The sequence below is a fragment of the Paraburkholderia sediminicola genome, assembly GCF_902859805.1.
GTDB lineage: Bacteria > Pseudomonadota > Gammaproteobacteria > Burkholderiales > Burkholderiaceae > Paraburkholderia > Paraburkholderia sediminicola.
In genome coordinates this window covers 514,320-535,979 of the sequence record NZ_CADIKC010000001.1, presented here as the reverse complement: position 1 = coordinate 535,979, position 21,660 = coordinate 514,320, and the positions used below count along the sequence as shown (strand labels likewise).

At 62.3% G+C, this 21,660-nt stretch carries 17 protein-coding genes and 1 pseudogene; 14 read left to right on the top strand and 4 right to left on the bottom strand.

Going from position 1 to position 21,660, the window contains the following annotated elements; genetic code table 11:
• Positions 1-23 precede the first annotated feature (23 nt).
• Positions 24-365: a hypothetical protein gene (locus tag R8871_RS02390; protein ID WP_175048876.1), complete on the bottom strand. Its 342-nt coding sequence runs from the start codon at positions 363-365 to the stop codon at positions 24-26.
• 222 nt (positions 366-587) lie between these two features.
• On the opposite strand from R8871_RS02390, the gene R8871_RS02385 reads away from it, so the two are divergent.
• Genes R8871_RS02385 through R8871_RS02375 form a run of 3 tightly spaced genes read left to right on the top strand, consistent with a single transcriptional unit; the run spans position 588 to position 3,501 of the window.
• Positions 588-1,415: a MipA/OmpV family protein gene (locus tag R8871_RS02385; RefSeq protein WP_175048875.1), complete on the top strand. Its 828-nt coding sequence runs from the start codon at positions 588-590 to the stop codon at positions 1,413-1,415.
• Positions 1,416-1,425: 10 nt separating this feature from the next.
• A complete protein-coding gene (locus tag R8871_RS02380) occupies positions 1,426-2,121 on the top strand; it encodes a response regulator transcription factor (protein ID WP_175048874.1) in 696 nt (231 codons plus the stop codon).
• 45 nt (positions 2,122-2,166) lie between these two features.
• Positions 2,167-3,501: a sensor histidine kinase gene (locus R8871_RS02375; RefSeq protein ID WP_322789500.1), complete on the top strand. Its 1,335-nt coding sequence runs from the start codon at positions 2,167-2,169 to the stop codon at positions 3,499-3,501.
• Positions 3,502-3,509: 8 nt separating this feature from the next.
• Here R8871_RS02375 and R8871_RS02370 read toward each other — a convergent pair whose 3' ends face one another.
• Together R8871_RS02370 and R8871_RS02365 are read right to left on the bottom strand one after the other, a co-directional pair.
• On the bottom strand, positions 3,510-4,280 hold the full coding sequence (locus R8871_RS02370; protein ID WP_175048873.1) for a DUF4410 domain-containing protein: 771 nt from the start codon (positions 4,278-4,280) through the stop codon (positions 3,510-3,512).
• Between the two features lie 593 nt (positions 4,281-4,873).
• Positions 4,874-5,320 carry a hypothetical protein gene (locus R8871_RS02365; RefSeq protein ID WP_175048872.1) on the bottom strand — a complete coding sequence of 149 codons (447 nt, stop codon included), beginning with the start codon at positions 5,318-5,320 and terminating at the stop codon, positions 4,874-4,876.
• Positions 5,321-5,672: 352 nt separating this feature from the next.
• Here R8871_RS02365 and phaP point away from each other — a divergent pair, with 352 nt between their 5' ends.
• The 3 genes from phaP (at position 5,673) to R8871_RS02350 (ending at position 8,417) form a co-directional block, all read left to right on the top strand.
• Positions 5,673-6,098 carry a phasin family protein gene (gene phaP / locus R8871_RS02360; protein ID WP_175048871.1) on the top strand — a complete coding sequence of 142 codons (426 nt, stop codon included), beginning with the start codon at positions 5,673-5,675 and terminating at the stop codon, positions 6,096-6,098.
• A gap of 583 nt (positions 6,099-6,681) precedes the next feature.
• Positions 6,682-7,131 carry a DUF2844 domain-containing protein gene (locus R8871_RS02355; protein ID WP_175049945.1) on the top strand — a complete coding sequence of 150 codons (450 nt, stop codon included), beginning with the start codon at positions 6,682-6,684 and terminating at the stop codon, positions 7,129-7,131.
• Positions 7,132-7,142: 11 nt separating this feature from the next.
• Positions 7,143-8,417 carry a DUF3443 domain-containing protein gene (locus R8871_RS02350; protein WP_175048870.1) on the top strand — a complete coding sequence of 425 codons (1,275 nt, stop codon included), beginning with the start codon at positions 7,143-7,145 and terminating at the stop codon, positions 8,415-8,417.
• Between the two features lie 390 nt (positions 8,418-8,807).
• On the opposite strand, the pseudogene R8871_RS02345 reads toward R8871_RS02350, so the two are convergent.
• A pseudogene (locus R8871_RS02345) lies at positions 8,808-9,872 on the bottom strand (zinc-binding metallopeptidase family protein); the annotation flags it as partial.
• A 313-nt stretch (positions 9,873-10,185) separates the two neighbouring features.
• Between R8871_RS02345 and R8871_RS02340 the strand changes: the two are divergent.
• From R8871_RS02340 to hutG, 8 genes are all read left to right on the top strand, one after another.
• Positions 10,186-13,668: a transglutaminase family protein gene (locus tag R8871_RS02340; protein ID WP_175048868.1), complete on the top strand. Its 3,483-nt coding sequence runs from the start codon at positions 10,186-10,188 to the stop codon at positions 13,666-13,668.
• A 46-nt stretch (positions 13,669-13,714) separates the two neighbouring features.
• Positions 13,715-16,393 carry a circularly permuted type 2 ATP-grasp protein gene (locus R8871_RS02335; protein ID WP_175048867.1) on the top strand — a complete coding sequence of 893 codons (2,679 nt, stop codon included), beginning with the start codon at positions 13,715-13,717 and terminating at the stop codon, positions 16,391-16,393.
• On the top strand, positions 16,390-17,280 hold the full coding sequence (locus R8871_RS02330) for a transglutaminase family protein (protein ID WP_175048866.1): 891 nt from the start codon (positions 16,390-16,392) through the stop codon (positions 17,278-17,280). Before R8871_RS02335 ends, R8871_RS02330 begins: the two co-directional genes overlap by 4 nt.
• 225 nt (positions 17,281-17,505) lie before the next feature.
• Positions 17,506-18,255: an IclR family transcriptional regulator gene (locus R8871_RS02325; protein ID WP_175048865.1), complete on the top strand. Its 750-nt coding sequence runs from the start codon at positions 17,506-17,508 to the stop codon at positions 18,253-18,255.
• 73 nt (positions 18,256-18,328) lie between these two features.
• Positions 18,329-19,084 (top strand): transporter substrate-binding domain-containing protein, encoded by a 756-nt coding sequence (locus R8871_RS02320; protein WP_175048864.1) that lies wholly within the window; start codon positions 18,329-18,331, stop codon positions 19,082-19,084.
• 17 nt (positions 19,085-19,101) lie between these two features.
• Entirely contained in the window at positions 19,102-19,770 is a 669-nt protein-coding gene (locus R8871_RS02315; protein WP_175048863.1) for an amino acid ABC transporter permease, read from the top strand.
• Complete coding sequence (locus R8871_RS02310; protein ID WP_281370214.1) at positions 19,767-20,540, top strand: amino acid ABC transporter ATP-binding protein; 774 nt, start codon at positions 19,767-19,769, stop codon at positions 20,538-20,540. Before R8871_RS02315 ends, R8871_RS02310 begins: the two co-directional genes overlap by 4 nt.
• Positions 20,537-21,541, top strand: a complete 1,005-nt coding sequence (gene hutG / locus R8871_RS02305) for a formimidoylglutamase (RefSeq protein ID WP_175048862.1) — start codon at positions 20,537-20,539, stop codon at positions 21,539-21,541. The genes R8871_RS02310 and hutG overlap by 4 nt, the downstream gene beginning before the upstream one ends.
• Positions 21,542-21,660: the final 119 nt, after the last annotated feature.

The window sequence follows — 21,660 nt, the reverse complement described above, 5'->3', positions numbered from 1 at the left end:
CGCTCAGCGCAGTTCCAGATCAATCAATCGATGCAGTGACGCCCTTGCAGTTCCACATGCAACTGGACGAGCCACGCACGCGCGCAATACGCGTCGATCGACGCCTGGTCGGCGGGCTCGTCGAGCAATCTGACCTGGTGTGCCGCTAAAGCCGCGTCGAACGCGCGGCGTGCAGCCCATCGCAACGAAAGCATGACGAGCAGTGCGAGCGCGATCGTGGCCCCGTGGTAGGGTAGCGAGGGCGGGTTGTCGTTCAACAGGCCGAACAGCACTGAAAGGATCAGGCTCGGTACGATGGCGACGCACGTCGAGAGGCAGAGGAGCACGGCGTTTGCACGCAAGGCGGTTGTAGTGGTGAGTTTCATCGAGTGAGATCCCGCGATCGTATAGCGGCCTCGATGCTGAACTTGTATGACTTACCTGATACTTACTGTCGGCGAGCTTTTCCGGGGCATCTCCTGCCGCGATCGTTCCCTGGCCCGTCTGCTGCAATCCAATACGCCTGTTTCCACCGCTTCGAGTAAGTAACGGGTAAGTCCAGTGGTTCTAGAGTCGATGCCGCCTCCTCCATCAACTCAGGACCCGACGTGAAAAAAACTCTTCGCCGTGAGCGCAGGCTGTTACTGGCTATCGCATCGTTCGCATCATTCTGCGCGTATTCGGGCACGGCCTGGGCCGACGGCCAGAGTCCGGAGCCGCCCACGGCGGACGACACAGGCTTCACCGTACTGAACAATTCCACCAACGTGACGCATTGGGGCCTGGGCGTGGGCGCGGGCATCCAGCAGGCACCCTACAAAGGCTACGGCACGAAATACACGCCGATTCCGCTGATTTCGTTCGACGACAAATGGGTGCATGCATTTGGGACGGCAGTCGATCTGAAGATCGGCAAGTGGAGCAACGTGAGCCTCGCGTTGCGTGGACAGTACGCGATCGGCGACGGCTATAAGGCGTCAGATGCGCCGATTCTGAGCGGCATGCAGAACCGCAACGGTGCGTTCTGGTACGGCCCGGCGCTTGCATGGCACACCGCATACGGCACGCTCTCGGGCGATTTTCTGGAAGGCGGCAACAAGGGGCAGAAAGCCACTATCGATTTCAGCAAGTCCTTCGACTACGGCAAATTCGAGTTCGAACCGCACGCCGGCGTGGATTGGTTGAGCAGCAAATATGTCGATTACTATTACGGCGTGCGTTCATCCGAAGCGCGCGCCGGGCGCCCGGAGTATGCCGGCAAGGCGGCCTACGACATTTCGGTCGGAACGCGTGTCGACTACAAGTTCACGCGCCATCAGATCCTGATTCTCGACGTCGGCGTCATGCACCTCGGCAGCGGCATCACGGAAAGCCCGTTGGTGGGTAAGCGCTATATTCCGCAAGCCAGAGTCGGCTACCTTTACGAATTCAACTGAGCACGACCGCATGTCGCGTGTCGCACTGATCGAAGACCACGAGCGCCTGGCCGGCATGATCCGTCAGGCGCTTTCCGCTGCGGGCATCGAGACCGATGTGTTTGGCACCATTTCGGAGGCGCATTATGGCGTGAGCCGGGCCGACTACGCGGTGCTCATCATCGATCGCGGTTTGCCGGATGGCGACGGCCTGACTTTTCTACGGACGTTGCGCGCGGCAGGGCAGATGACGCCATCGCTCATGCTGACCGCGCGCGATGCGCTGCATGACCGCGTCGACGGGCTGGAAAACGGCGCGGACGACTACGTGACCAAGCCCTTCGCCATGAGTGAGCTGGTCGCGCGGGTGCGTACGCTGATGCGTCGGCCAGTGGCGCTGACGGATCTGGTGATGTCGTTCGGCGACATCACGGTCGATCCGCCGCAGCGCGCCATGCGGTGCGGCGCGCAGTCCGTTCTGCTGGCGCCTGCCGAGTTGCAGATCGCGCTGTGCCTCGTGAAGGCGGCGGGCGCCACCGTACGGCACGCGGCGCTCGAACATGCCGCGTGGGGACTCGGCGAAGCCGTCACGCCGAATGCGCTCGAAGTCACGCTGCATCGTCTGCGCAAAAAGCTGACCGCGCTCGGCGCGACCACACGGCTCGCCAATATTCGCGGTGCGGGCTTCGCGCTTCAGGTTGCCGCCGGGTCCACCGCGCAGCACTAAATCAACGGCCCATTGCCCACTATGCTCAATCACTGGATTCGCAGTTTGTCCGCACGGCTTTGGTTGACCAGCATCGTTGCGCTCGCGATCAGCCTGACCGTGCTGGCAGCAGCCGCCACCTACGCATTCAATCATTTCCCCCAGCAGATGCTCGGGCAACACGAGGAAATGGAAGGTGCTGCGGCGATCGCGAGTGGGCTCCGCTTCGACGGTGCCGGCCATCTGGTTTCCGTGGCGCTTCCCTCGGAGAAGGCCTGGCTGTTCGAGGTAGCGCCGACTGAGCTGAAATATCGGGTACTCGACGAACGCGGCAACGTATTACTCGCTTCGAAAGGCGCCCAGGGGGATGGGCCATGGATTGCGGGCGATGTATCCGGATTCGTCGATAACGTTCAGCGTACGGAGATAGGTGCGAGGCCATTCGAAGTCTTGACAATGCGGGTTGCGCGTGGCCCGGCGGTCTTCTATATCCAGACCGCAACGGCTGAGCGTTTCGTCGACGCGCTTGTAGACAGCAAGGTTAAGCCGATGCCGGCGATCATCAAGACGATCATTGTCATTGCCACGATCATCTTCGGTCTGACTTTCCCGTTTACCGTGCATCGGTTGCTCACGCCGCTTAGAGAGGCATCGCGCGCGGCTGCGCGTATCACGCCGCGCAACCTCACTACGCGTCTCTCGATCAAAGGCGTTCCGAGTGAAATCAAGCCGCTGATCAACGCTTTCAACGAAGCACTCAACAGACTCGAAAATGGCTTCGCTGTGCAGCAGCAGTTTCTCGCGTCAGCCGCGCACGAATTGCAGACACCGCTCACCTTGATCCGCGGGCAGATCGAACTGCAGCCCGGGATCGACGACAAAGACCTGCTGATTCGCGAAATCGATCTGATGGCGCGTCAGGTTCGGCAACTGTTGCATCTCGCCGAAGTCAGCGAGTCGCAGAACTTCAGCTTCGGCGAGGTGAATATTGTCGACGTGGTGCAGGACGTGGTGGCTTATCTGGCGCGCAAGGCCGACCGCAAGGAGGTGAAGCTGCGGCTCGAAACCGTCGTCGCGTCACCGTCGATCTGGGCCGACCGAAGCGCGTTGTTCATTCTGCTCAAGAACATCGTTGAGAACGCAATCAATGCGTCGCCGGCGCATAGCTCGGTCGTGCTGATTGTCGATGCCGTCTCGGTGCAGGTTCAGGATGAAGGACCGGGCATCAGGCAAGAGTATCTACCGTTTCTCTTCAAGCGGTTCTGGCGTGCGCCGGATGCCCGGCATGAAGGCGCCGGGCTCGGCCTCGCGATCTGCAAGGAGATCGCTACGGCTCACGAATGGCGCCTGACTGTGAGTAGTTTGATATCAGGCACGCGCTTCGCAGTGTGGTTTTCCTAGCACCGGGTTTATCCCTTGATGTGCTCCGTCGAGAGCCAGCCTCCGCTTACACCGATCTGCGCCACCTGTTTGGCCACCGCGTCGGCGAGGCGCTTTGCATCTGCCGAAACACCGGCCTTCTTGGTTTCGGTGACGGCGTGCAAACCGCCGCCTACGGCAGCCGAAGTCGCGATGCTTCCGGCTGCGGCGCCTACGCCCGCTGTTTCGACCACGCCGGGTGCTTTGCCGCTGTCGCCGGTGGCATTGAAACTTTGCACGAGGCGCGCGGTGCCGCCCGCCGGTTTGTAGAGAATCTGCACGGAGCTGCTCACCTCGCTCTTGCCCGCGCCGAGTCCAATCAGCACGCGGCGGCGACGACTACCCTGGTCGATCGTGTCGAAGCTGCCTTGCACGAGCAGGACGTTCTGGTCGGCGGGGGCGGGGATGTCCGAGCGAATCGCGCGCAACCCCATCGATTGCAGTTGATGCACGATTTCGTTGGCCACCTGCTCACGCACGGCAATCGCATCGGCCGATTGCTTTTCCGCGGCGGACGAACCGTCGAGTTGCGACTTCAACTTCTTCAGCATGCCGCCGTTGTCCAGTTTCACCTGATCCGGATTGGTGTCGAAGGTGTAGACATAAATATTGTCCGGGCGCACTTGCGGCTGTGCGCTGGTCTGGGTCGCGTTGCTGATGCTGCCGCCGGCGCAACCGGTCAGGAGCGCGCTGCCGCAAACCATGGCAACGCATGCAAAACGGGCGGCATTCTTTTTGAGGAAACTCACTGAAGTGAACATGTTCATCCTGTCGTCGGCACGCGGTGCCGTTAGCTTCGAACGCATCTTCCGATGATCGGGCAACCGTGGGATCGGTGATCATCGGGGTTGCATTCATACACGCGTTTTCACGCAAAGCACCCTTGATCTCATGCGTCTTTTTTCGTACGCACCGGCAGCGAAACGAAGTATGGGCGAGTCACTTCCCGAACTCCATTCAACAATTATTTCGCGCAATGTCACGGCGAAACATGCAGCCGCGGAGCGGGTTTTGCATGGAGTGAATGCGACGGCAGGGTGTCAACTCAAGGCAAGTTTGACGATGCAGCAAAGAACAAAGACAAGAAGAGCGGCGGCGACGGCCATATTGAGCGGATAGCGCATTGTTCACCAGGCACTAGCGTTACGGTGCTCTCATCCTAATCACCTGAGGGAAGATGAAAAGTGGGCAGTGAGGCGGCTATGTGCGAAAGCTAACGCAGCGCGCCGAACGGCTGCGCTGCTTTTCGACGGGAGCGCTTCCAACCGGTTCTGTATCGGGACGAATTGCCGTGTCCCTTGCTTCCGGGTTGGAATTACCGTCCGTTCGACTGCGTGCTGATCGGGGCCGCGCTTTATTGCGCAGCAGACGGTTGCGCCTCGGCCGGCACAGCATGCGGCTGCCTGTTCGTCGCCACGAGATCTTCCGACAGACTGGTGCGCAGCGTTGCAATCGCCTGGTCAGGATTGGCCGGTTTCAACTGCTCACGGGCCAGCGAGTCGTACACGTAGTGACGCAGCATCGGATCTTGCGTCTTGCTCAACACCTCGTGATATACGGCGACGATCTCGCCTTCACGCCCGCTCATTGCATACAGGCGGCGCAACTGTTCCAGATCGTTGACCACCGCGAAACCCGGTCCCATCGGCCCATGCGGGAAAGATGGCCCGTCGCCGTGATGCGGCTCGCCGTGCGCGGGAGCCGAAGCGGGCGGCGGTGCGGCCGCTTCCTGTGCCAGCGCGCCGGTGGCGGCCACGGTCAAAACGGCGGCCAGTGCCGCGCTCAGCAATCCTTTTTTCATGATGTCGCTCCCATTGACACAGCACCGGGGCAACGTGCGCCGGTACATGGGACACGATAGTCGACATGGCGTTTTGTCGGGTTACTGAAGCTATCTTGTAACTTACAGGGCCTTGCATCCTTCGTGGCCGACGTCGTCAAACGTTCCGGCGAAGAGATGCCCGCGCCAGGGTGTGCCCGCTGGCGCAATGTGGCCGGATGGCGCATGATTGACGCAATGTGCCGTCCGACCCCAGAAGCAGCACGCCTATCTGGGAGACGCGGCGCACGCGACGCCACTGTTGCCTACGCCGGAAAAACCCATCGCGGCGAGGCACTGCGGGCGAGTATTTAACCGTTAAGGAGGATTTCGCATGAGCCAACCTGACGCCACCAATCCGTTTGGCGATTTCACTAAAATGCTGGAGCAGTTCAAGCTTCCCGGCTTCGATGTACCCGCCATCATGGAAGCGCGACGCAAGGACATGGAAGCACTGGTTCAGGCGAATCAGACGGCATTCCAGGGTATGCAGTCGCTTGCACAGAAACAGACCGAAATGCTGCGTACCACGTTGGGCGAATTGCAGTCGCTCACCGGGCAATTGTCGGCCGGTGGCGCCGCGCCTCCGGCGAAAGCCGCCGAACTGATCCAGCAAAGCCTGCATAAGTCGCTTGCCGACATGCAGCAGTTGGCGCAAGCCGCGTATCAGACGCAGGCTGAGTCGTATGCAGTGATTGCAAAACGCGTAGAAGAAAATGTGCAGGAGCTTAAATCGCTCTTGCAACAGCAGAAAAAGTAACGGACGCGGCTTACTGAAGCCGCAACGAATTAGCAAAGAAGTACCCAATGCCGCGGATGACCACCTGGTTATCCGCGGCATTTTTTTTGCCGCTTCGAACCGCAAACGCACGCGATTTTCTCTTCACACAAAAGCAGTCCGCACGCGCCGCAATGATCAGATGAAATAGGCCCGTAGACCCGAATTATTCAGCGAGCGCTTACATTGGTCGTGACATGCGACACGCATTAATATTTTTCTACTGTGGCCCCGTTATTTAATGCGTGTGTTCGCTTTAAACAGGACGTGTCGGCAAAATCTGCGCTCAAGCGACGCCCCTTGGTGATCCTGTCCTCAAATATCAAACAGGTTCAAACGGCGGCGAGCAAGCAGAAGGTTTAAATCGTCCCGCAAACGATTGCCATGCCCTTGCGCGGCCACTAAAGTTTCGCGCAGCCACTCCGTAGACGCATTCACGCAACCCAACCGGTGTGAATGCAGAACCGGCACCGCCGGTCAGGAGTGCGCCCCTGGATTCTCCGTTCGTGATCGGCTCATCCGCCGGCCACGAGCGTTTCACCTCGAAGGAAATCTCTTGAAACCGATGCTTTCTACAAGCATTGCTCGCGCAATGCTCGGGGCGGGCTGCGCGCTGTCGTTTGCCGCGCACGCCACGCTCGGCCAGAACGCCAGTTCTGTCGACAGCGATCAGACGAGCCTTCACGCAGTGGCTCAGACGGTCACGACTCAAAGCGCGTATTCGGTGCACCTGATGACGATGCCGTCCGGCACGTTGGTGCGCGAGTACGTCGCGCCCAACGGCACCGTCTTCGGTGTCGCGTGGCAGGGCCCGACGCTGCCGGATCTGAAAACCATTCTGGGCACGTCGTTCGACCAGTACGTCGCCGCTACCGCAACCCGGCGTGGCACGCCGCTCGCGGTGTCCGGCAGCGATCTGGTTGTGTTCTCCGGCGGGCACCTGCGCGCATTTGCCGGCTACGCCTATCTGCCGCAAGCGGTGCCTGCGGGCGTCGATGTCGGCGTCATTCAATAACGGAGCGAATCATGCGCCATACGTCTTCGTTTGTTACCTTGTTGTGCGCGGCGCTGCTCGCGTTGCTCGTCAGCGCCTGTGGCGGCGGAGGCGGTGGCTCCGGCGGTTCCGGCTCCTCGTCGAGTTCCGGCACCACGAGCCTTTCGGCCGGTCCCACCGTCACCAATACCTCGCCTTCACCGCAAGTGGTGGCCGCCAACGCGGTGCGTGTAACGGTCGACGCCGGCGTGAGCAATGTGCCGAACATGCCGTTCGTCAGCATCACGATTTGCGCGCCCGGCACCAGCCAGTGTCAAACCATCGATCACATCCTGGTGGATACCGGTTCGTGGGGCGTGCGCGTGTTCGCCTCGCAATTGCCCGCCTCGATGGCGCTGCCGCAACAGAAGGACGCCGCGGGCCATCTGGTTGCCGAATGCATGCAGTTCTTCGACGGCTACACATGGGGTTCGGTGAAACTCGCCGACCTGCAGATCGCCGGTGAAAAAGCGGCCTCGCTGCCGATCCAGGTGATCGACCCGAACTACGCTTCGGTGCCGTCGGATTGCGCGAGCGTCGGCGCGTCGCGCAATACGCCAGGTACGTTGCAGGCCAACGGCATTCTGGGCATCGGCGTGTTCAAGCACGACTGCGGCGCGAACTGCGTGCAACAGGCAGTGGCCGGCACGTATTACGGCTGCAGCGGCACGACCTGCTCGTCGATTCCGCTTGCTGAAGCGCTGCAGGTCGCCAATCCGATTCCGTACTTCGCGACTGACAACAACGGCTCGATGCTGAGCCTGCCGACGGTGTCGGGCGGCGCGCAATCGGTCAGCGGGCAACTGGTGTTCGGCATTGGTACGCAGACCAACAATGCGCTGGGCAGCGCGCAGGTGATCGGCGTGAGCGCGTCGAACGGCACCTTTACAACGGTGCAGAACGGCACGACGTATTCGAGCAGCATTCTGGACAGCGGCTCGACGGGCCTGTTCTTCCAGACCAGCGCGTTGCCGACATGCGCGAGCCCCAATAGCGCGTACTACTGCCCGGTGTCGACCCAATCGTTGAGTGCAATGATCCAGGGTGCGAACGGCACGACGAGCTCGGTGAACTTCAGTGTCGGCAATGCCACGACGATCTCGCAGACGTACAGCGGCGATTCAGCGTTGCCGCTGCTGGCTGGACCGGCCTTTGTGACGTCGTCGATTTTCGACTGGGGCCTGCCGTTCTTCTACGGGCGTAACGTGTACGCCGCCGTCGAGCAGCAGACGACGCCTGGCGGTACGGGGCCTTATGTCGCGTATTAAGCGCTAGCCTCAGTTTGGCTTCGATAGGAAAAAACCCGCTGCCGGTTGATTCGGCAGCGGGCTTTTTTATGGGTTCTCGAACCGTTCCATGTGTGGGTGTTGCGACTGACTGGACTAACGCCGGCGCGCGGCCCGCTTGGCAGGCGCTGGTTTGGCGGCGGCGGGTCCGGGTTGCAAGGGCGGTGCTGGCGGCGCGGCTGTCTCCATGACCGGCGTCTGCACGGGTTCTTGCGACATGACAGGTTGAGCAGCAGGTTGTGGCGCAGACAGTGGCGCCGGTTGTGCGACCGGTTGTACCGCTTCCGCTTGCAACGCGCCAGCCTGCTCCGTCTTTAACGGCGTTTGCCCCGTCCCGGCGTTTCCCGCCGGCTTCGCCGCTTCACGCGGTTGCGTTTTATCGCCGGCTGCCGCAATCACCCGATGCACGAACCGCAGCTTATCCACCACCGGCGAGGCCAGCGTGAACGGATACCCGTCGGGCATGCCGAGACTGCGGTTCAGGCTGTTCAACGCATACGTGAGCGGAAACCAGCGTTTCATCAGATTCTCGAAGCTCGCGTCTTCGACGGGCGTGCGGTCGGTCAGCGTCGGCTCGCTCGGGTCGTCGGGCAGCAAGGCGAGGCCGTACGAGGTCGACGTATCCAGCACGTCGACGATCAGCAGGTAGTGCGCCCACGTCTCAGCCCAATCTTCCCAAGGATGCATCGTGGCATAGGCGCTGATATACGAGCCCTGCCAGTCTTTTGGCGCGCCGTCGCGGTAGTAGGCCGTCAGCGCTTCGCCGTAGTCGGCACGCTCGTCGCCGAACAGCTTGCGATAGGGCTCGAGCCAGCGCGGATCGTTCTCGACCAGCTGGCTGAAGTAGTAGTGGCCCGTCTCATGGCGGAAGTGGCCGAGCAGCGTGCGGTATGGCTCGCCCATCGCACTGCGCACCTTTTCGCGGTAGGCGTCTTCGGCTTCGGCGATGTTCAGCGTGATCAGGCCGTTGTCGTGGCCGGTCATAACGCGCTCACCGTCGCCGCCGTCCTCGAGGAATTCGAATGCCAGGCCGTACTCCGGATCGTCCTTGCGCGAAGGCACGTCGAGGCCGAGTGCGGCCAGCGTGTACAGCAGGCGCCGTTTCGCCATCTCCAGCCGGTACCAGTAGAGCCGGTTGTCCGGCGCGCCCAGATTCGGAATCGTGCGCGTGAGCTGGCAGGCGCGGCACAGCGTGTCGGGAGAGTCGGCGGGGATCATCCAGTTGCAGACATTTTCGACCGCGTAGTTGTGGCATTGCCGGAACAATGCACCCTCGCCACGCGGATGCAGACTGCGCCAGCGGCCTTCACCGGCGTCTTCGAAGGCGCTGATTTCGGCCAGTTCGGGCACATATCCGAGCAATGCCTCGCACCGTTCGCAACGAACGTTTTCATAGAACACAAGGTGCGAGCAGCGATTGCAGTGGAAGGTTTTCATCGATCGGACCTGGGTGGTGGGTGGCAGTCGTGGGGCGAAGCCAACGCGCAATCTTCATGCCGCATTTGCCAGACGTCACTGGTTTAACGCACATTACGTGCATGATCGTGCATCGCCGCTGCGCCGCTTTGGTGCGCGGCGGCTGAAAAAGTAAGGGAAGGGCGCACTGATCGATCGACCGGACGGTCGACAGATGCGGCAAACTTCGCAGCAGGCGGTAATCCGGGCAGTACAGCCAGTTCACGCGGTTTTTCGATCCACGGCATGAAGCTTGCTTTTTGGCGGGCTGCCATCCCTTGTCCAGGAGTCCGGTGTGTCCATTCGCGTCGCGTTGAATCATGTCACACATTACCGCTACGACAGGCTGGTTGCGCTGTCGCCCCAGGTCGTGCGTCTCAGGCCTGCGCCGCATTGCCGGACCCCCATTCTGTCTTATTCGATGCGGGTCGAACCGGCTGAACACTTCATCAACTGGCAGCAGGACGCGTTTGCCAACTATCAGGCGCGTCTCGTGTTCCCCGAGAAGACGCGCGAATTCAAGGTGACCGTGGATCTGGTCGCCGAGATGGCGGTCTATAACCCGTTCGACTTCTTTCTCGAACCGTCGGCGGAACGGTTTCCGTTCGAGTATGCGCCCGGCCTCGCGCTGGAGCTCGCCCCGTACCTCGTCAAGCGGCCGATGACGCCGCGCTTCGCCGAGTTCGTCGCGAGCATCGACCGCAAGCCGATGGTCACCGCCGACTTCCTTGTCGCACTGAATCAGCGGCTGCAACGCGAGATCCGCTACCTGATCCGCATGGAGCCCGGCGTGCAGACGCCCGAGGAAACGTTGGTCAGCGCCGCGGGTTCCTGCCGCGATTCGGGCTGGCTGCTGGTCGAGACGCTCCGGCAACTGGGGCTGGCGGCGCGCTTTGTCTCCGGCTACCTGCTGCAACTCGCACCCGACGTCAAATCCATCGACGGCCCGAGCGGCACCGAAGTCGACTTCACCGACCTGCACGCATGGTGCGAGGTCTACCTGCCTGGCGCGGGCTGGATCGGCTTTGATCCGACCTCCGGCCTGCTCGCCGGGGAGGGGCATATTCCGGTCGCCTGCACGCCCGAACCCGGCAGCGCCGCGCCGATCTCCGGCGCGGTCGACGAATCCGAAGTCGAGTTCGAGCACACCATGTCGATTGAACGGGTACTGGAGACGCCGCGCGTCACCAAGCCCTTCACCGAAGAAGTGTGGAGCGACGTCGTCAAAATGGGCGAGCACGTCGACCAGCGCCTGACCGAGATGGACGTGCGCCTGACGATGGGCGGCGAGCCGACCTTCGTATCGGTGCGCGATCGCGACGCCGCCGAATGGAACACCGACGCGCTCGGCCCCACCAAACGCGGCTACGCGGTCGCGCTGATGGACAAGCTGCGCTCGCGCTACGGCGCAAACGGCTTTCTGCATATCGGCCAGGGCAAGTGGTATCCGGGCGAACAGTTGCCGCGCTGGGCGATGTCGCTTTACTGGCGCGCCGACGGCGAGCCGTGCTGGCAAGACCCCACGCTCTTCGCCGACGAACGAGAGCCGGGCACCTACACGGCAGCCGACGCCCAGCGTTTCCTCGCTCATCTGGCGACCAAGCTATCGCTCGATACAGACTGCATCCAGCCCGGCTTCGAAGACGTCTGGTACTACCTGTGGCGCGAGCGCCGTCTGCCGGTCAACGTCGATCCGCTCGATGCGCGTCTCGATGACGAGCTGGAGCGTGTGCGTCTGCGTCGCGTGTTCGACGCGGGCCTGGGCGGCGCGACCGGTTTTGTCCTGCCGCTCGCGCGCGAACGCGACGTGCCGAACGAGCCGCCGAAGTGGGTCAGCGGCCGCTGGTTCTTCCGCGACGAACGCATGTTCCTGATCCCCGGCGATTCGCCGATGGGTTATCGCTTGCCGCTCGATTCGCTGCCCTGGGTGTCGAAGACCGACTATCCGTATCAGCACGCGCACGATCCGTTTGCGCCGCCGGTGCCGTTACGCCCGGCTGCGCAATTACGCATGCAATACGAAGGCGACGCTGAGTCCCGCCGCACCTTGAGCGCTGCCGATGCGCGGCGTGCGGCAGCGTTGTCGTCGTCAGCAGCAGATCTTTTGAGCGGTATGGCGGGCAGCGGCGTGCTGGCCTTTGCGCCTCAGTCAGGCGACCAGCAGCCGCCGGAGCGCGGGCAGTCGTCGAAAGAAACGCTGCGTACGGCGATCTGCGTCGAAGCGCGCGACCCGAAACGGGCCGCCGGTCCGAAGGCGGAAACCGAAGCGTTCGGCAGCGGCCGCTCGCTGCTGCACGTGTTCATGCCGCCGCTCACCGAACTCGACGACTATCTCGACCTGCTCGCGGCGATCGAAGCGACGGCCGCCGAATTGCAGATGCAGGTGGTGCTCGAAGGCTATCCGCCGCCGCGCGATGCGCGCCTGAAAGTTCTGCAGGTGACGCCGGACCCGGGTGTGATCGAGGTGAACATTCATCCGGCTTCGAGCTGGGAGCAACTGGTCGACAACACGGAGTACCTGTATCAGTCCGCGGCCGAGAGCTATCTGAGCAGCGAGAAGTTCATGACCGACGGCCGGCATACGGGGACCGGCGGGGGCAATCACTTCGTGCTCGGCGGCGCGACGCCTGCTGATAGTCCGTTCCTGCGCCGTCCTGATCTGCTGGCCAGCCTGATCGCGTATTGGCACAACCATCCGTCGCTGTCGTATCTGTTTTCCGGGCTCTTTATCGGGCCGACGAGCCAGGCGCCGCGTGTCGACGAAGCACGCAACGACCAGGTGTACGAGTTGGAAGTGGCGTTCCGCGAGTTGCAGCGGCAGATCGATCTGCTCGGCGGCCGCGACAGCGCGAACCTGCCGGCGTGGATGATCGACCGCTCGTTGCGCAATATCCTGATCGACGTGACGGGCAATACGCACCGCGCCGAGTTCTGCATCGACAAACTCTATTCGCCCGATGGTCCGACCGGCCGCCTCGGCCTGCTCGAATTGCGCGGCTTCGAGATGCCGCCGCATGCGCGCATGAGTCTCGTGCAGCAGTTGCTGCTGCGCGCGCTGGTGGCGCGCTTCTGGCACACGCCGTACACGCAGCGGCTCACGCGCTGGGGCACGGAACTGCATGACCGCTTCCTGCTCGGCACCTTCGCGAAGATGGATTTCGACGACGTACTCGGCGAACTCAACCAGGCGGGCTTCGCCTTCGAGAGCAGCTGGTTCGCGCCGCACTTCGAATTCCGCTTTCCGCTGGTTGGCGAGACCACGGTGAACGGCGTCTCGCTGACCATCCGCAACGCGCTCGAACCGTGGCACGTGATGGGCGAGGAGGGCTCACCCGGCGGCACCGTGCGTTATGTGGATTCGTCGGTGGAAAGGCTGGAGGTACGCGCGCTCGGTTTGAACGACAACCGTCATGTGGTGACGGTCAACGGGGTGCCGGTGCCGCTTCAACCGACGGGCCGCGTCAGCGAATATGTGGCCGGCGTGCGCTTTCGCGCCTGGTCGCAACCGTCGGCGCTGCATCCGACCATCGGCGTGGATGCGCCGCTCACCTTCGACCTGGTCGATACATGGACTGGCCGCTCGGTCGGCGGATGCCAGTATCATGTCGCCCATCCGGGCGGGCGCAACTATCAGACCTTCCCGGTCAACGCCTACGAGGCCGAAAGCCGGCGGCGCGCACGCTTCTTCGCATCCGGTCATACGCCGGGGCCGCTCACGGTCGGTGAACCGCAGCGCAGCCTGGAGTTTCCGTTTACGTTGGACCTGCGCTACTGGTAACCTGGTAGACTGAAAGCGGCGGCATACTTTTAAGAACGACACGACCTTGGCCTTTCAATCGACTTTTCCTTTCGAAACGTCCGCGGCGCGCGCGGACGCTTCGTCCTTATTACGGCTCTTGCCGGCCTACGAAGGACATTGGGACGAGTTACGCGACGCTTCAGGCGTGTTGCGCGAGCCGTGGCGGCAATTCTTCGAGCGGCTCGGCGAAGACGGCATCGCGCGATTGGAAGATCACCGCGCCTCGATCGCGCAACAGATCCGCGACAACGACATCAGCTACAACGTCTACGCGGATAACGGCGAGCCGCGGCCGTGGGCGCTCGACCTGCTGCCGTTCCTGATCAGCGAGGCCGAGTGGGCGCATATCGAGCGTGGCGTGACGCAGCGCGCGCATCTGCTCAATGCCATCGTCGCCGATATTTATGGGCCGCAGACCTTGCTCGATCGTGGGCAGTTGCCGCCTGCGCTCGTGTTCGGGCATCCGGGTTATCTGCGCTCCGTGAAAGGCTTCACGCCGCCTGGCGGGCAGTATTTGCAGGTGGTCGCCGTCGATCTGGCGCGAACACCCGCCGGCAACTGGACCGTCATGGCGCATCGCACCGAGGCGCCATCCGGCCTCGGTTATGCGCTGGAAAACCGGCTGATCGTGTCGACGCTGTTCGCCGAACCGTTCCGCGCGATGCGTGTGAGCCGCCTCGCGCCGACCTATTCACAACTGATCGCGACACTCGCGCAGGCCGCCCAGGCCACCATGTCGCCCGACAGTTCAGGTGCCGATGGTTTGCCCCACATCGCGCTGCTCACGCCTGGACCGTTTAGCGAAACCTACTTCGAGCACGTGTTTCTCGCGCGCTATCTCGGCGTGACGCTGGTTGAAGGCAAAGATCTGACCGTGCGTGACGACATGCTGTATCTGAAAACGCTCGCCGGTCTCGAACGCGTGCACGTCGTGCTGCGGCGTCTGGACGATGCGTTCTGCGATCCGGTCGAATTGCGCGCGGATTCGAGCATCGGCGTGCCGGGCCTGTTGCAGGTGATGCGTGCGGGCAATGTGATCGTGTCGAACGTGCCGGGTTCGGGTTTTGTCGAATCGCCTGCCTTGCATGGTTTTTTGCCCGGCATCGCCGAAGTTTTACTCGACGAAGACCTCGTGCTGCCTAGCGTAGCCACCTGGTGGTGCGGCGAAAAGGCGGCGCGCGTCCACGCATTCGGACGTCTGGACGAAGCGTTCATCGTACCGACGTGGCCGGTTGCGGCGCGCGATGCGCCACCCGGGATCGAACAGGGCAGGCAGCGGCTCTCGACATGGCGTGAACGCATCGAAGCGATGCCCGACGCCTATACGATCCAGCAGGCACAGCGCTTTTCCTGCACGCCGCGTTATGAAGACGGCACCATTGGCCGCCGTCCGTCGGTCCTGCGTGTCTACGCGATTGCCGACGTCAACGGCGGCTGGCACGTGATGCCAGGCGGCTTCACGCGGATGGCCGCCGAGCGCCAGGCTACGGTGTCGATGCAGTACGGCGGCAGTAGCGTCGACACGTGGGTGCTGTCGAGCCAACCGACGTCCACCTTCACGCTGCTGCCTTCGCCGATGCAACCGGCCGACCTCGCGCGCAAGCATCGCACCGTGTCGAGCCGCGCGGCGGAAAACCTCTTCTGGGCAGGACGTTACGGCGAACGCGCGGAAAACAATGTGCGGCTGTTGCGCCTGATTCTCGGCTCGCTGGAAGGCAACGACGCCGACGCGATGTTCCCCACACTGGTCGAACTCGCCATGCATTGCGGTCTCGTGCAATCCGGCGATATGTTTGCGCCGAACTCGCCGCAAGTGTTCGAACGCGCGTTGGTCGCGAATCTGAGCGAGAGCACCGGTCCCACCAGCATTGGCCAGAACCTCGCATGGCAGGCCCGTTCGAACGGCGAAGTGCGTGGGCGTTTGTCGAACGATCACTGGCGCACGATTCTCGCGGCGCGCAACGATTTCCGCGACGCATTGCAGACGTTGATGCCGGCTGCGGGATCTAACGGCAATGGCAACGGTAGTGGCAATGGTGCTGGTAGTAGTTCATCGCAGGGCGGCGCGAATGGTAACGGCCGCGCAGAGCGCAGCGAACGCTACGATCGCTATGACCGCGTGACGCTGATGAACGCGCTTGAACGTTTGTCGGTGCAGCTATCGGCGATCAGCGGCGCGCAAGGCGACCGCATGACACGCGACGAAGCGTGGCGTCTGCTATTCGTCGGGCGGCATATCGAACGCGTGTCGGCGATGACGTCGTTTTTGCGGGTGGTCGCCGATAAAGGCCAACTCTCTACACCGGCCGGATTCGATCTGCTGCTGCAATTGTTCGACAGCACGCTGACCTATCGCTCGCTGTATCCGGGCCGTTTCGAAGTACCCGCCTTGCTCGATCTGCTGGTGATCGAGCCTACTAATCCGCGTGGCGTCTATGGCGTTTACGAGCGCCTGCGCAAGAAGCTCGACGAGATCGCTGTGGCGGCGGGCAGCATGCGGCATCGTCCGTTTGCGGAATTGATGCCGCCCGCCGCTTCCTTGCCGGCACTCGAATCGCTGTGCGCCATCGACGAAAACGATTCGTATGCCGACCTGATTGCGGTGTGCGATCAGATTGGCGGCTATGTCGGCGCGGCCGCGCATGAGATCAGCGCGCGCTATTTCAGTCACGCCAGTACGGTGGCTTCGCAGGTGTGGTCATGAAGAACGCGCCGACGGTCTTGTCCGTCTCCCATCGCACGACCTACCACTACTCCACGTATGTAGAGACCGCCCAGCATCTCGCGACGATCCGGCCGATTGCCTGTGCGTGGCAGCGCGTGGTCTCGCACAGCGAAAAGATCGAACCGGAGCCGTCGTATCAGACCAGCCGGATCGACGCATTTGGCAACGACGTCCTGTATTTCGCGCTGGACGCCCCGCACGAGCGCCTGCAACTCGTCAGCGAAACCACCGTGGCGCTCATGCCGCGTTGGACCGACCTCGACCCCGAGGAAACGCCGGAATGGGAGTGCGTCGCAGACAACTTGCGTTTCTGGGTTGGCGGCGAGTTCCGGCCTGAGGTGGAGTTCTGCTTTGCATCGCCGAACATTGTGCCGCGGCCGTCGTTGCGCGCTTATGCGCTGCCGAGCTTTCCGCCCGGCATGCCGATCGTGGCGGGGGCGATCGATCTGATGCACCGGATTCACGAAGACTTCGCGTACAAACCTTCGGCGACGATGTTCGACACCCCCGCCGAGCGCGCCTTCGAATTGAAGAGCGGGGTGTGCCAGGACTTCGCGCAGGTGATGATCGGCTGTTTGCGTTCGCTGGGTTTGCCGGCGCGCTACGTGAGCGGTTATCTGCGTAACGATCCGCCGCCTGGGCAGCCGCGGTTGATCGGTGCGGATGCCTCGCATGCGTGGGTGTCCGTGTATTGCCCGAAGAGCGGCTGGATCGATCTCGATCCCACCAACGACGTGCTCGCCGATATGGATCATGTGACGCTCGCAATTGGCCGCGACTACAGCGACGTGTCCTTGTTGCGCGGGATGATCCTGGGAGGCGGGGCGCATCGGGTGGAAGTGGGCGTGACGGTGCTCGCGCTCTAAGCTGCTGCTTTACCGGCCACTTCTACACGTTTTCCCCCTTCAGCAAGCCACTTTCTGGTTGGACGAATCCGCCCTACGTGCCGCGCGTCCGCTGCGGCACGCTCTTTTATCCCGCTTTCGGGGAAAACCCTCTCTCTTCATTCCCACTCATCGGGAATTCGATTTTTGAAATCCGAGAATGTTCTGGCATTCTGAATCCGTTATTCATTGCGGATAGTTTTCATCGTGAACGCGGAACAGAGTGTGACAGGGGCTGAACGGGTGCTGCTGGTGCTGGCGGCACTCGCCAGTCATGGCAAGGCCATGTCGGTCAAGGATCTGCTCGCTGTCACCGGTCTCGCGCAAAGCACGCTGTACCGGCAAATCGCGCTGCTCAAGCGCTGGGGTTTCGTCGCTGAAAACGCGGGGCATTACGCGCCGGGTCCGATCAGCCTCCAACTCGCGCTCGGCTTCGACGTGAATTCGCTGCTCGTCGAAGCGAGTCGTGCGGAGATGCAGCAACTGGCGCGCGCGTCGCAGGAAAGCATCGGGCTGGTGGTCGCGGTCAAGCATCAGGTGATGTGCCTTGAAATGGTCGACAGCCAGCACTCATTGCGCTGCTCGTTCGAGAAAGGCCGCGCCGTGCCGCTGAAAGCCGGCGCCTCGGCGAAATCACTGCTGGCGTTCATGGCCGACAAGGCGCGCACTGAAGTGCTCGACAGCGTGTTCGACAACGACCCCGCCGGCCGCGCCGCAATCGAAGCCGAACTCGAACAGATTCGCGCGCAGGGCTACGCAGTCAGCGACAGCGAAGTCGATCCGGGCGTGTGGGGCGTGAGCGCCCCGATATTTCATCGCAGCGGACGCGGCGCCGGAAGCAGCGCGTCGATCACGCTAATGGCGCCGTCTACGCGCGCCATTGGCCGGGAAAGCCAATTCATCGACGGGACGCTACGTACGGCCCGCGCCATTTCCGAGCATATGCAAACCGATTGATCGGGCAGGGCCGCTCGCGGCCGTATTCGATCTGGATACCGAACGAACTGAACGAACCACAAGGAGCCCTCCCATGAAACTGAATCGACTGTTGTCCCTCGCATGCGTCACGTTTGCGGTGACGTTTGCCGGCTTTTCCGGCGCGGCATCCGCACAGACGCCGGACGTGCTGAACGTCGCCACTGACGCGACCTTCCCGCCGATGGAATACACCGAAAACGGCGCACGCACCGGCTTCGACGTCGACATGATGAATGCGCTCGCGAAAGCTATGGGCAAGCGTGTGCAATGGACGGATATCGACTTCAAAGGCCTGATTCCGGGCTTGATCGCGCATCGTTTCGACGCGGCGATCTCGGGTATCTACATCACCGATGAGCGCGCGAAAGTGGTCGACTTCACCGATTCGTACTACGCCGGCGGCCTTGTCGCGTTGGTGAAAAGCGATTCGCCGATCAAGTCGGTGACCGACCTGAACGGCAAGAAAGTCTCGGTCCAGGTGGGCACGAAGTCCGTCAACTTCCTGCGCGACAACTGCCCGCAAATCAACCGTGTCGAAGTCGAAAAGAATCAGGAGATGTTCGACCTGGTGGGTATTGGCCGTGCCGATGCAGCCGTGACCGGCAAGCCGGCCGCCTACCAGCTGGTGAAGACTCGCGGCGGTTTCCGCGTGCTCGAGAAGCCGCTGACGACCGAAGCCTACGGTATTGCCGTGCGCAAGGACGAACCGCAGTTGAAGGCGGCATTCAACACGGCGCTGGCGAAGATCAAGGCGGATGGCACGTACGCGGCGATCGTCAAGAAGTGGTTCGGCGCCACCGCGCAATAACCGGCTGAGCAGACATAATGGAACTCGATTTTTCGCCGGTGATTGCCGGCTGGCCGGACATCATGCATGGCGCGCTGGTGACGGTCGAAGTAACCGCCGCCGCGCTCGCGCTGAGCTGCGTGCTGGGCCTGCTGATCGGTATCGGCCGGCTCACGCCGAAGCGGCGCATCGTGTACGCCTTCTGTACGGCCTACCTCACGTTTTTCCGCGGCACGCCGTTGCTCGTGCAACTTTTCCTGCTGTTTTTCGGCTTGCCGCAATTCGGCATTCTGTTGCCGGCTTTCGTGTGCGGGATGCTGGGGCTCGGCCTGTATTCGGCGGCTTATGTGTCGGAGATCGTGCGCGGTGCGATTCAGTCGGTGGATCGCGGGCAAATGGAAGCGGCGCGTTCGATCGGCATGTCGTCCGGGCAGGCCATGCGCGCAATCATTCTGCCGCAGGCGATCGTGCGGATGATCCCGCCGCTTGGCAATGAGTTCATCGCGTTGATCAAGAACTCGGCGCTGGTGTCGCTGCTGACGATCGACGACCTGATGCATGAAGGCCAGAAGATCATCAGCGTGTCGTACCGTTCGCTCGAAGTGTATCTGGCCATTGCGCTGGTGTATCTGGTGCTGACGCAGGTGACAAATTACGCGCTGCATCGTGTGGAGCGCCGCTTGCGTGCAGGAGGGATGGTGCAATGAACACCGTGAAAGTAGAAGAACCTATCGTCAGCATTCGTGGGCTGACCAAATCGTTCGGTTCGCATACCGTGCTCAACGGCATCGACTTCGACATTCAGCCGCAGCAGGTGGTGGTCGTGATCGGGCCGAGCGGCTCGGGCAAGAGTACGTTCCTGCGTTGCTGCAACGGGCTTGAACAGGCAGAAGGCGGCACGATCGATATCTGCGGGCATCGGCTGGTCGATCATGGTGAGATGCTCAAGGAGCGTTCGCTGAACGCGCTGCGCACCGAAGTGGGTATGGTGTTTCAGTCGTTCAATCTGTTTCCGCATTTGTCTGTGCTGCATAACATCACGGTCGGTCCGCGCATGTTGCGTGGAGCCAGCAAGGCCGAGGCCGAAGCGGCTGCAACCGCGTTGCTGGAAAAAGTGGGCCTTGCCCACAAGGCGCATGTGATGCCGGCGAGTTTGTCGGGTGGTCAGAAGCAGCGCGTTGCCATTGCTCGCGCGTTGGCGATGCAGCCGCGCGTGATGTTGTTCGATGAGCCGACTTCCGCGCTCGATCCCGAACTGGTCGGTGAAGTGCTGCAAGTGATGAAGCTGCTCGCGAGCGAAGGCATGACGATGGTGGTCGTCACGCACGAAATGGGTTTCGCGAAAGAAGTCGCTGACGTGGTGGTGGTGATGGACGGCGGCGTGATTGTCGAAGCGGGGCCGCCTGCTGAGATTTTCTCGGCGCCGTCGCAGCCGCGCACGCGTGCTTTCCTGCAGGCGGTGTTGTCGCGCGCATGAGAGTTCCATTCGACGACAAGGTGTGGAGCGGCCGTTCCGATGATGGGGAGCAGGGCGACACCCGGCGTATTTTCAATCAGGTAGTGCCGTTCGGCGGCGCGCGGCGGCATGAGGATGTTTCATGCGCCGCGCCGTTCGGTGAAAGCGATACGACGGTGATCGTCGGCTTCGGTTCTGACGAAGGCGTGCGCCGCAATCAGGGGCGTGTTGGCGCGGCGCATGCGCCAAAAGAGTTGCGCCGCGTGCTGGCCGGTCTGCCGGCGAAAACGTCGATGGCATCGCTCGCCGATGCGGGTGATGTGGTGTGCGACGACGGCGACCTCGAAGGCGCGCAGGCGGAACTCGCGAACGTAGTGAGCGACGTGCTCGCGAGCGGCGGGCGGCCTTTGGTGTTCGGCGGCGGTCACGAGGTTGCGTGGGGAACGTATAGCGGTTTGCGCTTGCATCAGGATCGCCTGGATGAGGCTCAAGTTGAGGCCGTGGCCGCTGCAACCCGCAAGCTACTCATCATCAACTTCGACGCCCACTTCGATCTGCGTCAGAAGCGGCCCGCTAATTCAGGCACGCCTTTCGATCAGATTGCGAACGACTGCGCCGAGCGGGGCGTGCCGTTCAACTACACCTGCTTCGGCATCAGCGATCTGGGCAACACCGCTTCGCTGTTCGCGCATGCGGAAGAACTCGGCGTGCGCTACGTGCTCGACGCCGACATGCAGGAACCGCAATTGCCGCAGCGTCTGGACGACCTCCAGCAATTGCTGGATTCAGCGGACGACGTCTATCTGACTATCGATCTCGACGTGCTCCCGGCCGCTACTGCGCCGGGTGTATCGGCGCCTGCCGCGTTGGGTGTGCCCTTGTCGGTGGTCGAAGCGATGGTGCGGCGCGTGCGTGCTTCGGGCAAGCTGCGCGCGGCGGATATTGCGGAGTACAACCCGTCGCTCGATCAGGACAAGCGCACGGCGAGGGCGGCGGCCAGGTTGGCGTATCGGTTGCTTTAGCGCTCCCTCACTCCAACGCCCCAATCGACAGGAGCGGATGCATTTGCCGGCACCGTTCGCCGGATCGTAGGTCACGCGCGGCTGATTCGTCCCTTTCAGCAACAGACCGCAAACCGGCC